The 12,142-nt window shown below is 65.5% G+C and carries 12 protein-coding genes; 1 reads left to right on the forward strand and 11 read right to left on the reverse strand.

Annotation, left to right across the window (positions count from 1 at the left end):
* The first annotated feature begins 33 nt into the window (after positions 1–33).
* Entirely contained in the window at positions 34–753 is a 720-nt protein-coding gene (locus ACZYSP_RS03625; RefSeq protein ID WP_258354498.1) for a glycosyltransferase, read from the forward strand.
* 31 nt (positions 754–784) lie between these two features.
* Here the strand turns inward: ACZYSP_RS03625 and ACZYSP_RS03630 are convergent, their stop codons facing one another.
* The 11 genes from ACZYSP_RS03630 to lpxD all read right to left on the reverse strand — a co-directional run bounded on the left by ACZYSP_RS03630 (position 785) and on the right by lpxD (position 12,128).
* Positions 785–1,201 carry a DUF4149 domain-containing protein gene (locus tag ACZYSP_RS03630; RefSeq protein ID WP_093056557.1) on the reverse strand — a complete coding sequence of 139 codons (417 nt, stop codon included), beginning with the start codon at positions 1,199–1,201 and terminating at the stop codon, positions 785–787.
* 11 nt (positions 1,202–1,212) lie between these two features.
* Entirely contained in the window at positions 1,213–1,689 is a 477-nt protein-coding gene (greA, locus tag ACZYSP_RS03635) for a transcription elongation factor GreA (RefSeq protein WP_056581276.1), read from the reverse strand.
* A gap of 66 nt (positions 1,690–1,755) precedes the next feature.
* On the reverse strand, positions 1,756–2,625 hold the full coding sequence (kdoO, locus tag ACZYSP_RS03640) for a Kdo hydroxylase KdoO (RefSeq protein WP_093073889.1): 870 nt from the start codon (positions 2,623–2,625) through the stop codon (positions 1,756–1,758).
* A gap of 8 nt (positions 2,626–2,633) precedes the next feature.
* Positions 2,634–5,882, reverse strand: a complete 3,249-nt coding sequence (carB, locus tag ACZYSP_RS03645; protein ID WP_093073887.1) for a carbamoyl-phosphate synthase large subunit — start codon at positions 5,880–5,882, stop codon at positions 2,634–2,636.
* Positions 5,875–7,068 carry a glutamine-hydrolyzing carbamoyl-phosphate synthase small subunit gene (carA, locus tag ACZYSP_RS03650; RefSeq protein ID WP_093056554.1) on the reverse strand — a complete coding sequence of 398 codons (1,194 nt, stop codon included), beginning with the start codon at positions 7,066–7,068 and terminating at the stop codon, positions 5,875–5,877. The genes carB and carA overlap by 8 nt, the downstream gene beginning before the upstream one ends.
* A gap of 142 nt (positions 7,069–7,210) precedes the next feature.
* Positions 7,211–7,996, reverse strand: a complete 786-nt coding sequence (locus ACZYSP_RS03655; RefSeq protein ID WP_093073885.1) for a TrmH family RNA methyltransferase — start codon at positions 7,994–7,996, stop codon at positions 7,211–7,213.
* A 7-nt stretch (positions 7,997–8,003) separates the two neighbouring features.
* Positions 8,004–8,729, reverse strand: coding sequence for a ribonuclease HII (gene rnhB, locus ACZYSP_RS03660; RefSeq protein WP_093075158.1), 726 nt, complete (start codon positions 8,727–8,729; stop codon positions 8,004–8,006).
* Positions 8,701–9,849, reverse strand: a complete 1,149-nt coding sequence (gene lpxB, locus ACZYSP_RS03665; protein ID WP_093075161.1) for a lipid-A-disaccharide synthase — start codon at positions 9,847–9,849, stop codon at positions 8,701–8,703. The genes rnhB and lpxB overlap by 29 nt, the downstream gene beginning before the upstream one ends.
* A 10-nt stretch (positions 9,850–9,859) precedes the next feature.
* Positions 9,860–10,648, reverse strand: a complete 789-nt coding sequence (gene lpxA, locus ACZYSP_RS03670; RefSeq protein ID WP_093073883.1) for an acyl-ACP--UDP-N-acetylglucosamine O-acyltransferase — start codon at positions 10,646–10,648, stop codon at positions 9,860–9,862.
* Between the two features lie 29 nt (positions 10,649–10,677).
* Entirely contained in the window at positions 10,678–11,127 is a 450-nt protein-coding gene (fabZ, locus tag ACZYSP_RS03675; protein ID WP_013541729.1) for a 3-hydroxyacyl-ACP dehydratase FabZ, read from the reverse strand.
* A 23-nt stretch (positions 11,128–11,150) separates the two neighbouring features.
* Positions 11,151–12,128 (reverse strand): UDP-3-O-(3-hydroxymyristoyl)glucosamine N-acyltransferase, encoded by a 978-nt coding sequence (lpxD, locus tag ACZYSP_RS03680; RefSeq protein ID WP_093073881.1) that lies wholly within the window; start codon positions 12,126–12,128, stop codon positions 11,151–11,153.
* Positions 12,129–12,142 lie beyond the last annotated feature (14 nt).

Consider the following 12,142-nt stretch of genomic DNA (forward strand, 5'->3'; position numbering starts at 1 on the left):
GCAGCGCAAGGCGCCCAGCGCCATATTCTCTGCATGAAGTGGGGCACGAAATACGGCCCCGAATACGTCAACCGGCTCTACGCGATGGTCCGCCGCAACCTCAGCGGCGACTTCAAGTTCGTGTGCCTGACCGACGATGGCAACGGCGTTCGCCCAGAGGTGACCTGCCTGCCGATTCCGCCGCTCAACCTGCACCTGGCCCCTGGCCAGCGCGATGGTGCCTGGAAGAAGCTCACGACCTTCGAGCAGGACCTGCACGGCCTGCGCGGTCCCGCCCTCTTCCTCGACCTCGACGTGGTCGTGGTGGGCAGCCTGGACGCCTTCTTCGAGCAACCCGGTGAATTCCTGATCATTCACGACTACGCCCGCCCCTGGCGGCGCGAGCGAATCACGGGCAATTCGTCGGTCTACCGCTTCGAGCTGGGCGCCCACGCCGACGTGCTGGCGTATTTCCGCGCCAACATGGACAAGGTCCAGGCCGAATACCGCAACGAGCAGGCCTACCTGTCGGACGTGCTCCACAACCAGGGCAAGCTGGCTTACTGGCCCGACGGCTGGTGCCCGAGCTTCAAGTACCACGGCATCCCGACCTGGCCGACCAACTACTGGGAAGAGCCTTTCGTGCCCGAGGGCGCACGCATCATGGTGTTCCATGGCGAGTGCAATCCGCCGGACGCACTTGCGGGCCGCCGTAACCGGGCCTTCCGGTTCATCCGGCCGGCGCGCTGGGTCGCGAAGTACTGGAAAGAGTAAGCACGGAGGCGGCTGCTGCCGCCTCTGCCATTCAGTCTGGCTTGCGGGCGCCCATGCGCCAGAGCAGCACGCCGACGCACACCCACTGCACAAGGTACATGCCGCTGCCCACGGCGTGCCACAGCTTGAGGTTCTCGCGCGCCAGGATGCGAGGCGCCACGGCGTACTGCTGAAGCAGCGCCAGCAGCAGTGCTCCCAGAATGAAAAAGATGGCGGTCATCGCTGGCCCGCTCATGCGATCGTCGGCCTTGGCCCTGAAGTGAATCAGCAGGATCAGCCCACAGCCGATCGCGATCCAACTCTGCGCCTCGAACAACTGGCCGGCAAAGTTGCCCGCCACCGATGGGTTGCCAAGCCTTGCGAACAGCAGCGGCACCACCAGGAAACCGATCGTGGTGAGGCTGCCCCACCAGAAGGCGGCCAGCATCAGCGCAACGCGGTCTTTCATGGGTCGAAGAATCAGAGGTAGCGAACGGCCACGATCTCGTAGCGCTTGAGGCCGCCAGGAGCCTGCACTTCGGCGGTGTCGCCCTCTTCCTTGCCGATGAGCGCGCGCGCGATCGGGCTGGAAATGTTGATGAGGCCGAGCTTCAGGTCGGCTTCGTCTTCGCCGACGATCTGGTACTTCACGGCTTCGCCGCTTTCCTCTTCCTCGAGCTCGACGGTCGAGCCGAACACCACCTTGCCGCCGGCATCGAGCTCGCTCGGGTCGATGATCTGCGCGGCCGACAGCTTGCCTTCGACTTCCTGGATGCGGCCTTCGATGAAGCCCTGGCGGTCCTTGGCGACTTCGTATTCGGCGTTTTCGCTCAGGTCGCCCTGGGCGCGTGCTTCGGAAATTGCATTGATGACCCAGGGACGGTCCACCGTCTTGAGCTGATGCAGTTCGGCGCGCAGTTTTTCAGCGCCGCGCTTGGTGATGGGGATGGTTGCCATGTTGTTGGTTCTCCATAAAGCGAAACCGCCGAACGCTGCCGTTCGGCGGTCGATTGAGGGAATTGATCAGACGAGTGTGCGTCCGGTCAGCCGGCTCAGGATGGCGAGCGGGCTCGATTCGGGATTGTATTGCTTCGAAGCGGCCAGATGAAGGGTCTGCTCGAGCATGTATTGGCCCGCCATCACGGCGTGCGAGGTCTGGTCCGAGAAGCACACCCACACCGAGCCGGGCGGGAACCTGGCGGTTTCCTGCGGCGAGTTTTCCTGGTACGCCATGTCCGACTTCATGCCGTCGTGCAGCTGCAGCATCAGGTGGTCGTACTCGCTGCGGAACGACTTGGTCACGCGCAAGGCGCGCAGCAGCTTTGCCTGCCAGCGCACATAGGGCTTGGCGCGCGGCAGGAAGCGCTTGGCAACGTCCTCGAACGGCTCGCCCACGCGCCACACCCGCGGCGCGCCTTCAGGGTTGACATTGGTGAAGACGCGCAGGATGCGCTCGCCGTAGTTCGGCCGCGACGGGAATGAATCGACGTGCAAACGCCTGTCGTCGGCGCGCCATGACTGCACCCGCGTCTCGACCTTCGCCGGTCGGTAGCTGGTAGGTGCGAGCCGCAAGGCGGGCGTGTAGTGCGGCAGCAGCCCGTGAATCAGCTGCGTGGCCTGCGCCCGAAAGCGCCCCACCATTGCAGCCGCCATGCGCTGCACCGCCTCGTCGCCAACCGCGCCCTTGAGCTTGCCGCTGGCGTCGAGGCTGATGTTGCGCACGTCGGGCGACAGCAGGCTGGGCGTGAGCAGGCTGCGCTCTTCGGGCAGCAGCTCGAAGCCCAGGCGCGGAAAGTACAGCACCTTGCCCGCTTCCAGTTCCGCGATCCACGCCTCGTTGGGCGTGGCTGCGTTCCAGTCCGTCAGGTCCAGTTCGACGAGCTGCGTTTCCATGATGACGCTCAGGCCGAGGCCAGTTGCGCGTGCATCTCCTGCACCGAGATCACGCCGAGTTCGTCCATGAAGCCCATGCCCTCGACCGCGGCTTCGGCACCGAAGATCGTGGTGAAGGTAGTCACACGCGCCAGCAGTGCCGAGGTGCGGATCTGCCGCGAGTCGGTAATCGCGTTGCGGCGCTCTTCCACCGTGTTGATGACCAGAGCAATCTCGTTGTTCTTGATCATGTCCACGATGTGCGGGCGACCTTCGGTCACCTTGTTCACCGTTGCGCACTCGATGCCGGCGGCGCTGATGGCGGCGGCCGTGCCCTTGGTGGCAATCAGCTCGAAGCCCAGCTTCGCCAGGCCGCGCGCCACTTCGACCGCGCGCGCCTTGTCGTTGTTCTTCACCGAGATGAAGACCTTGCCCGACTTCGGCAGGTGCGTGCCGGCGCCCAGTTGCGACTTCACAAAGGCTTCGCCGAAGGTCTTGCCCACGCCCATCACTTCGCCGGTCGACTTCATCTCGGGGCCGAGGATGGTGTCCACGCCCGGGAACTTGACGAACGGGAACACGGCTTCCTTCACGCTGAAGTACGGCGGCGTCACTTCCTTCGTGATGCCTTGCGACTTCAGCGACTGGCCTGCCATGCAGCGTGCCGCCACCTTGGCGAGCTGGATGCCGGTGGCCTTGCTCACATAGGGCACGGTACGCGAAGCACGCGGGTTCACTTCGAGCACGTAGATGACGTCCTTGCCGTCCTTTTGCTGGATCGCGAACTGCACGTTCATCAGGCCGACCACGTTCAGCGCGGCCGCCATCGCGGAGCTCTGGCGCTTCAGCTCGGCCACGGTGTCGGCGTTCAGGCTGTAGGGCGGCAGCGAACAGGCGGAGTCGCCCGAGTGCACGCCGGCCTGTTCGATGTGCTCCATCACGCCGCCGATCAGCGTGCCGCCTTCGGCGTCGCGGATGCAGTCGACGTCACACTCGACGGCGTCGTTCAGGAAGCGGTCGAGCAGCACCGGCGAATCGTTGCTGACCTTGACGGCTTCGCGCATGTAGCGCTCGAGGTCGCGCTGCTCGTGCACGATTTCCATCGCGCGGCCGCCGAGCACGTAGCTCGGGCGCACCACCAGCGGATAACCGAGGGCCGCAGCCTTTTCGAGAGCTTCGGGTTCGGTGCGCGCGGTGGCGTTCGGCGGCTGGCGCAGGCCCAGCTCGTGCAGCAGCTTCTGGAAGCGCTCGCGGTCTTCGGCCGCGTCGATCATGTCGGGCGAGGTGCCGATGATCGGCACGCCATTCGCTTCGAGGTCGAGCGCGAGCTTCAAAGGCGTCTGGCCGCCGTACTGCACGATCACGCCGAGCGGCTTTTCCTTGTCGACGATCTCGAGCACGTCTTCGAGCGTGAGCGGCTCGAAATACAGGCGGTCCGAGGTGTCGTAGTCGGTCGACACGGTCTCGGGGTTGCAGTTGACCATGATGGTCTCGTAGCCGTCCTCGCGCATGGCGAGCGCGGCGTGCACGCAGCAGTAGTCGAACTCGATGCCCTGGCCGATGCGGTTGGGACCGCCGCCGAGCACCATGATCTTCTTCTTGTCCGTCGGGTCGGCTTCGCACTCGTCCTCGTAGGTCGAGTACATGTAGGCCGTGTCGGTCGCGAACTCGGCCGCGCAGGTGTCGACGCGCTTGTAGACCGGGCGCACGCCCAGGGCGCGGCGCTTCTCGCGGATGGCCGTGTCGGTGGTCTTGAGCTGTTTGGCGAGGCGGCGGTCGGAGAAGCCCTTTTTCTTCAGCGCCAGCAGCGTGTCGCGGTCGATGTCGTCGAGCGACTTGGTTTCGAGCTCGAGTTCGATCTTCACGATCTCTTCGATCTGCACCAGGAACCACGGGTCGATCTTGGTCAGCGCGAACACTTCGTCCACGCTCAGGCCCATGGCGAAAGCATCGCCCACGTACCAGATGCGCTCGGGGCCGGGCTCGCCCAGCTCCTTTTCGAGCACTTCGCGGTCTTGCGTCTTCTCGTTGAGACCGTCCACGCCCACTTCGAGGCCGCGCAGGGCCTTCTGGAACGACTCCTGGAAGGTGCGGCCCATGGCCATCACCTCGCCCACCGACTTCATCTGCGTCGTGAGACGCGAGTCGGCCTGCGGGAACTTCTCGAACGCGAAACGCGGGATCTTGGTGACCACGTAGTCGATCGACGGCTCGAACGACGCGGGCGTGGCACCGCCGGTGATTTCGTTGCGCAGCTCGTCGAGCGTGTAGCCCACGGCCAGCTTGGCCGCGACCTTGGCGATCGGGAAGCCCGTGGCCTTGGAGGCCAGCGCCGACGAACGCGACACGCGCGGATTCATCTCGATGACGACCATGCGGCCGTCCTTCGGGTTGATGGAGAACTGCACGTTCGAGCCGCCGGTGTCGACGCCGATCTCGCGCAGCACGGCCAGCGAGGCGTTGCGCAGGATCTGGTATTCCTTGTCGCTCAGCGTCTGCGCGGGGGCCACGGTGATCGAGTCGCCGGTGTGCACGCCCATGGGGTCGAGGTTTTCGATCGAGCAGACGATGATGCAGTTGTCGGCCTTGTCACGCACGACTTCCATCTCGTACTCTTTCCAGCCGAGCAGCGATTCTTCGATCAGCAGCTCGTTGGTGGGCGAGGCTTCGATGCCGCGCTTGCAGATGGTCTCGAATTCTTCCGGGTTGTAGGCGATGCCGCCGCCGGTGCCGCCGAGCGTGAAGCTGGGGCGGATCACAGTCGGGAAGCCGACCGACTTCTGCACGGCCCAGGCTTCGTCCATCGAGTGCGCAATGCCGGAACGGGCCGAGCCCAGTCCGATCTTGGTCATCGCGTCCTTGAACTTCAGGCGGTCTTCGGCCTTGTCGATGGCTTCAGGCGTGGCGCCGATCAGCTCGACCGGCTTGTTGGTGGCCGCGCCGGTGTACTTGTCGAGCACGCCGTTGCGCCACAGGTCGAGCGCGCAGTTCAGCGCGGTCTGGCCGCCCATGGTCGGCAAGATCGCGTCGGGGCGCTCCTTGGCGATGATTTTCTCGACCGTCTGCCAGGTGATGGGCTCGATGTAGGTGACGTCGGCCGTGGCCGGGTCGGTCATGATCGTCGCGGGGTTGCTGTTGATCAGGATGACCTTGTAGCCCTCTTCGCGCAGCGCCTTGCAGGCTTGCACGCCGGAGTAGTCGAACTCGCAGGCCTGGCCGATGATGATCGGGCCGGCGCCGATGATGAGGATCGATTTGAGGTCTGTGCGCTTAGGCATTCTCTTTCTCCGTCTTTTCCGTCTTGTTCTTTTCCATGAGTGCCGTGAAGCGATCGAACAGGTAGCCGATGTCGTGCGGACCCGGCGAGGCTTCAGGGTGACCCTGGAAGCAGAACGCGGGCTTGTCGGTGCGCGCCAGGCCCTGCAGCGTGTTGTCGAACAGGCTGATGTGCGTGGGACGCAGGTTGGCCGGCAGCGACTTCTCGTCGACTGCGAAGCCGTGGTTCTGGCTGGTGATGCTCACGCGGCCGTTGTCGAGGTCCTTCACCGGATGGTTCGCGCCGTGGTGGCCGAACTTCATCTTGAATGTCTTCGCGCCGGAGGCCAGCGCCATGATCTGGTGGCCCAGGCAGATACCGAAGGTGGGAATGCCGGTCTCGATCAGTTCCTTGACGGCGCTGATGGCGTAGTCGCAGGGCTCCGGGTCGCCGGGGCCGTTGGCCAGGAAGATGCCGTCTGGCTTGAGCTTGAGCACGTCGGCCGCGGGCGTCTGCGCCGGCACCACGGTGATGCGCGCGCCGCGCTGGGCGATCATGCGCAGGATGTTCTTCTTGACGCCGTAGTCGAAGGCAACGACGTGGAACTTCGGCGTGATCTGCACGCCGTAGCCCGAACCCAGCTTCCACTCGGTTTCGGTCCATTCGTAGGTCTGCTTGACCGACACCACCTTGGCGAGGTCGAGGCCCGACATGCTCGGCGCGGCCTTGGCGGCGGCGATGGCCTTGTCGATCAGCGCCTGCGTGACGGCTTCGCCTTCGGCCAGGCCCAGGATGCAACCGTTCTGCGCGCCGTGGGTGCGCAGGTGGCGCGTGAGCTTGCGGGTGTCGATGTTCGCGATGGCCACCGTCTTGCCGGACACGAGGTATTCGGTCAGCGTGGCGGTCTTGCGGAAGTTGGAGGCGACGAGGGGCAGGTCCTTGATGATCAGGCCCGCGGCATGGATCTTGTCGGCTTCGATGTCTTCCCCGTTGACGCCGTAGTTGCCGATGTGCGGATACGTGAGCGTCACGATCTGCTGGCAGTAGCTCGGGTCGGTGAGGATTTCCTGGTAACCGGTCATGGCGGTGTTGAACACCACTTCACCGGTCGTGGAGCCGGCGGCTCCGATCGAATTGCCTTGAAAGACCGTGCCGTCTGCGAGCGCCAGGATGGCGGGCGGGAAACTTCCCTTGAGAGACAAAAGCACTGGGTTCTCCGGATGGTTACGGTCGCCCGGAGCCCCAGGCGCGTTGCCTGCGAGCTGCTGCTTAAGGGGATTTTGGCGTTAAAGGCGGCCGGGCGACGCTGATTTGCGAGTAAGCCCCCGATTGTAGCCCGGACTGAGTGTGTTATCTGGCCTGCAGGGCTGCTCCGCTCGCATGCAGGCAGATTGCGGCGGCAGCGGCCACGTTGAGCGACTCCTCGCCGCCCGGCTGCGCAATGCGGATGTAGTGCGTCGCCCGGGCTTCCAGCGCGGGCGAAACGCCCTGCCCCTCGTGGCCCATGAGCCAGGCGCAGGGATGCGGCAGTTCGGCATTGTGGAGCCACTCGCCGTGGTGCGAACTGGTCGCCACCAGCGGCACTTTCAGGCCGTCGAGCACGTCGGCGTCCACGCCTTCGATCAGCCGCAGGCCGAAATGGGCACCCATGCCGGCGCGCAGCACCTTCGGAGCCCACAGCGCGGCCGTGCCCTTGAGCGCGATCACCTGGGTGAAGCCGAAGGCGGCGGCACTGCGCAGGATGGAGCCGGCGTTGCCGGCGTCCTGCAGGCGGTCGAGCACGACGCTGGGGGCGTCGGGAATCAGTTCCGGGCGGGATGGCAGGTCGAGCACGAAGCCCATGGGCGCAGGCGATTCCAACCCGCTGACGCCGCGCAGCAGGTCGTCGGCAACCACTACGGTTTTGATAGCACCACTCGCCCATTCAGCAGGCGCTTGGGGCCAGAAAGACTCCGAAAACACGGCAATCGCGGGCTTGACGCCCCGCGCCAGCGCCGCCCGACACAGATGATCGCCTTCGAGCCAGAGACGGCCGAGCTTGCGGTAAGCACCCGGGTCCTGCGCAAGCTTGCGCAAATCCTTGAGCAGCGGGTTGTCGCGCGAGCTGATGTGGCTGGCGCCGGTGTCGGAGGTCATTGAAGGTTCAGGGGGCAGCGCGGAGATCATCGAGGCGCACGGCCTCGACGGCGCCGATCATCATCGCCGGCTGCTCAGATTCGGCCGGCAGCACCACATTCAAGACGCCGCCCGTGCGGGCGAGCGCCGCGGCCACCGGGCTGAACGACCTGCGGTGGTGCACACAGGCGCCATGGCGCTGCAGCGCTTCCAGGTGTTCGGGTGTGCCGTAGCCCTTGTGGCCGGCAAAGCCGTAATGCGGAAATTCGGCATGCAACTGCTCGCACAGTCGGTCGCGGTGCACTTTCGCCAGGATCGAGGCAGCGGAAATGGCCTTCACCCGCGAATCGCCCTTGACGATGGCTTCGGCCAGCACGTCGAGCGTGGGCAGGCGATTGCCGTCGACCAGCACCTTGACGGGCTTCAGCCGCAGCCCCTCGACCGCGCGACGCATCGCGAGCATGGTGGCCTGCAGGATGTTGTGGGTGTCGATCTCTTCGACGGTGGCCTGCGCGATGGAACAGCACAGCGCCTTCGCCAGGATCTGGTCATGCAAGCGTTCGCGCTGCAGGGCCGTGAGAGTCTTGGAATCGGCCAGGCCGCGAATCGGCCGCAGGTCGTCGAGGATCACGGCCGCAGCCACCACCGGGCCGGCCAGGGGACCTCGCCCCGCCTCGTCGACGCCCGCCATCAGCCCCGGTGCGTCCCACACCAGCGGGGCCTGCTCAGCCTTCAAGAACTTTCTGGATCGCATCGGCGCAAAGTGTCGGCGTATCGCGCTGCAATTGCACATGCAGCTCTGAAAATCTTTGTTGCAAGGCTTGCGTTTTCCCGGGCGCATCGAGCCAGGCCAGTGTGGCCTGGGCCAGCGCCTCGGGCGTGGCGGCTTCCTGCAGCAACTCCGGCACCACGAACTCGCGACACAGGATGTTGGGCAAGCCGACCCACGGCTGCAACTGCTTGCGTTGCATGAAACGCCACGACAGCGCATTCATGTTGTAGGCGATGACCATCGGCCGCTTGAACAGAGCCGCCTCGAGCGTGGCGGTGCCGCTGGCGATCAGCGTGGCGTCGCAGGCGGCCAGCGCGGCGTGCGACTGGCCATCGAGCAACTTCACGCGCCCGGCCATGCCGCTGGCCTGCAGCAGGGCCTCAACCTCGGCGCGCAGGCCCGGCAGGATGGGGGCCACGAACTGGAGGTCCGGGCGCACCTTCTGCATCAGTGCGGCTGCAGCGAAGAAACGTGCGGCCAGGTAGCGAATTTCCGAGCGGCGGCTGCCCGGCAGCAAGGCGACGACCTGCGCATCAGGCACCAGGCCTAGCGCGGCGCGTGCGGCGGCGCGGTCGGGCGTCATCGGGATCACATTGGCGATGGGATGGCCGACATAGCTCGCGGCCACGCCGTGCTCCGCCAGCAATGCAGGCTCGAACGGGAAGATGCACAAGACATGATCAGCCGCCGCCCGGATCTTCTCGATGCGCTCCGGCCGCCAGGCCCAGATCGACGGGCAGACGAAGTGCACCGTCTTCATGCCGTGGCTGCGCAGGCCGGCCTCGAGGTCGAGGTTGAAATCGGGCGCGTCGACGCCGATGAAGAGTCCGGGGCGCTCCTGCAGCAGTCGGGCCTTGAGCTTGCGGCGAATGCCGGCGATCTCGGCGTAATGCCGCAGCACCTCGATGTAGCCGCGCACCGCGAGCTTTTCCTGGGGCCACCAGCTCTGGAAGCCGTGGGCCAGCATGCGGGGGCCGCCGATGCCGGCGGTCTGGAGATCGGGCCAACGAGCCTGGAGGCCGTCGAGCAGCAGCCCCGCCAGCAGGTCGCCGGAGGCTTCACCTGCGACCAGCGCGAAACGTCGCTGTTCGTCCTTCTGCATCGCCGTCACGTCAGCGCGCGATGCCGCGCGTCGAGTTGGCGAGGAAGGCTTCCATCAGCGCGACGTCACCTGCCGCTTCCGGCATTTCCGTCGCGAGCGCGGCGATGCCCGCGCGCGCCTCTTCGAGCGTCTTGCCCTGGCGATACAGCAGGCGGTGCATCTGCTTCACCGCCGCGAGCCTCTCGGCGGAAAAGTCGCGCCGACGCAGGCCGACGACATTGAAGCCGCGCACAGCCAGCGGATTACCGTCGACCAGCATGAAGGGCGGCACATCTTGCGTGACAGCGCTGGCAAAGCCAAGCATGGCGTGGGCACCGATCGAAACGAACTGGTGAATGCCCGTGAGCCCGCCGACCGTGACCCAGTCGGCCAGGTGCACATGCCCCGCCAGCGTGGTGTTGTTGGACAGCGTGGTGTGGTTGTCGACACGGCAGTCGTGCGCGATGTGCGTGTACGCCATGATCCAGTTGTCGCTGCCCACGCGCGTCACGCCCCCCGCGCCCGGCACGCCGAGGTTGAAGGTGCAGAACTCGCGGATCACGTTGCGGTCGCCGATGACGAGCTCAGTCGGCTCGCCGGCGTACTTCTTGTCCTGCGGTATGGCGCCGAGAGACGAGAACTGGAAGATCCGGTTGTCGCGCCCGATGGTCGTGCGCCCTTCGATCACGCAGTGCGCGCCGATGGTGGTACCCGCGCCCACCCGCACGTGCGGGCCGATCACGGTATAGGGCCCGACCGACACCGAGGCGTCGAGTTGTGCCTTGGGGTCGACGAGTGCTGTCGAATGAACCTGGGTCATGCCTTGTGAAACGACTGGCTGCGGCCGGGTCAGCTGATCTGGCGCATGGCGCACATCAGCGTCGCCTCGCAGGCGAGTTCGCTGCCCACCAGGGCCCGGCCCTTGAACTTGGAAATGCCCGCCTTCATGCGCTCGATTTCGACTTCGAGCGTCAGCTGGTCGCCGGGTTCCACCGGGCGCTTGAAGCGCGCGCCGTCGATGGCGGCAAAGTAGTAGACGGTGTTGTCGTCCGGCACGATGTCGAGCGAATGGAACGACAGCAGGGCCGCGGCCTGGGCCATGGCTTCGAGCATCAGCACGCCCGGCATCACCGGGCGATGCGGAAAGTGGCCGTTGAAGAACGGCTCGTTCATCGTCACGTTCTTGAGCGCGGTGATGCGCTTGCCCTTTTCCATGTCGAGCACGCGGTCCACCAGCAGGAACGGGTATCGGTGGGGCAGCAGCTTGAGGATTTGATGGATATCGAGCGTCGTCGTCATGATTTTCTGTTCCTGCATCGTCGTCATTTTTTCGAGGGAGCTTTCTCCAGCGCCTTCAGTCGTTCGCGCAGGCTGTGCAACTGCTTGAGCGTTGCCGCATTTTTTTCCCAGCTCGCATTGTCATCGATGGGAAACATACCGGTGTACTGGCCGGCCTTGTGAATTGACCGGGTGACCACGGTCGCGGCGGATATGTGCACGCCGTCGGCCACTGTCAGATGGCCCAGCACGATGGCGCCGCCGCCAAAGGTGCAATTGGCACCAATGGTGGCGCTGCCAGCCACGCCGACGCAACCCGCCATGGCGGTGTTCTTGCCGACGCGCACGTTGTGGCCGATCTGGATCAGGTTGTCGAGCTTCACGCCGTCTTCGATCACGGTGTCGTCGAGCGCGCCGCGGTCGATGCAGGTGTTGGCGCCGATTTCGACGTCGTTGCCGATGCGCACCGCACCCAGTTGCTCGATCTTGACCCAGCGCCCCTCGTGCGGCGCGAGGCCGAAGCCGTCAGCGCCGATGACCACGCCAGGGTGCAGCAGGCAGCGCTCGCCGATGAAGCAGTCTTCACTGACCGTCACGCGCGACTTCAGCACCGTGCCCGCGCCGATGCGTGCGCCCCGCTCCACCACGCACAGCGCACCGATGCGCGCCGTGGCGTCGACCTGCGCCTCGGCGTGGATCACCGCGCTGGGATGGATGCGGTCGGCCTCCGGACGCGCGTGATGCGCCTTCCAGAGCTGCGTCAGGCGGGCAAAGTAGAAATATGGATCGGGCGTGACGATGAAAGCGCCACGCGCCGCGGCCGCCTCGCGCATGGCGGGCGAGACGATCACGCAGGCGGCCTTCGAGGCCGCCAGTTCCTGCTGGTATTTGGGATGGCTCAGGAAGCTGAGCGCATCGGGCTGTGCATTCTGCAGCGGCGCAAGCCGCTCGATGGACAGCGCCGCATCGCCATGAAGCTCGCCCCCAAGGGCGTCAACGATGGCTCCGAGCTGCAGTGACACGCCGGTTCGCGGCG

This window comes from Variovorax sp. F042, assembly GCF_057814215.1.

Coding starts and splice junctions, on each gene's coding strand:
- greA (WP_056581276.1), bottom strand. CDS start 1,689: ATGGCAACCATCCCCATCACCAAGCGCGGCGCTGAAAAACTGCGCGCC.
- rnhB (WP_093075158.1), bottom strand. CDS start 8,729: ATGCGATCCAGAAAGTTCTTGAAGGCTGAGCAGGCCCCGCTGGTGTGG.
- kdoO (WP_093073889.1), bottom strand. CDS start 2,625: ATGGAAACGCAGCTCGTCGAACTGGACCTGACGGACTGGAACGCAGCC.
- lpxA (WP_093073883.1), bottom strand. CDS start 10,648: ATGACCCAGGTTCATTCGACAGCACTCGTCGACCCCAAGGCACAACTC.
- ACZYSP_RS03655 (WP_093073885.1), bottom strand. CDS start 7,996: ATGACCTCCGACACCGGCGCCAGCCACATCAGCTCGCGCGACAACCCG.
- lpxB (WP_093075161.1), bottom strand. CDS start 9,849: ATGCAGAAGGACGAACAGCGACGTTTCGCGCTGGTCGCAGGTGAAGCC.
- ACZYSP_RS03630 (WP_093056557.1), bottom strand. CDS start 1,201: ATGAAAGACCGCGTTGCGCTGATGCTGGCCGCCTTCTGGTGGGGCAGC.
- ACZYSP_RS03625 (WP_258354498.1), top strand. CDS start 34: ATGAAGTGGGGCACGAAATACGGCCCCGAATACGTCAACCGGCTCTAC.
- carB (WP_093073887.1), bottom strand. CDS start 5,882: ATGCCTAAGCGCACAGACCTCAAATCGATCCTCATCATCGGCGCCGGC.
- fabZ (WP_013541729.1), bottom strand. CDS start 11,127: ATGACGACGACGCTCGATATCCATCAAATCCTCAAGCTGCTGCCCCAC.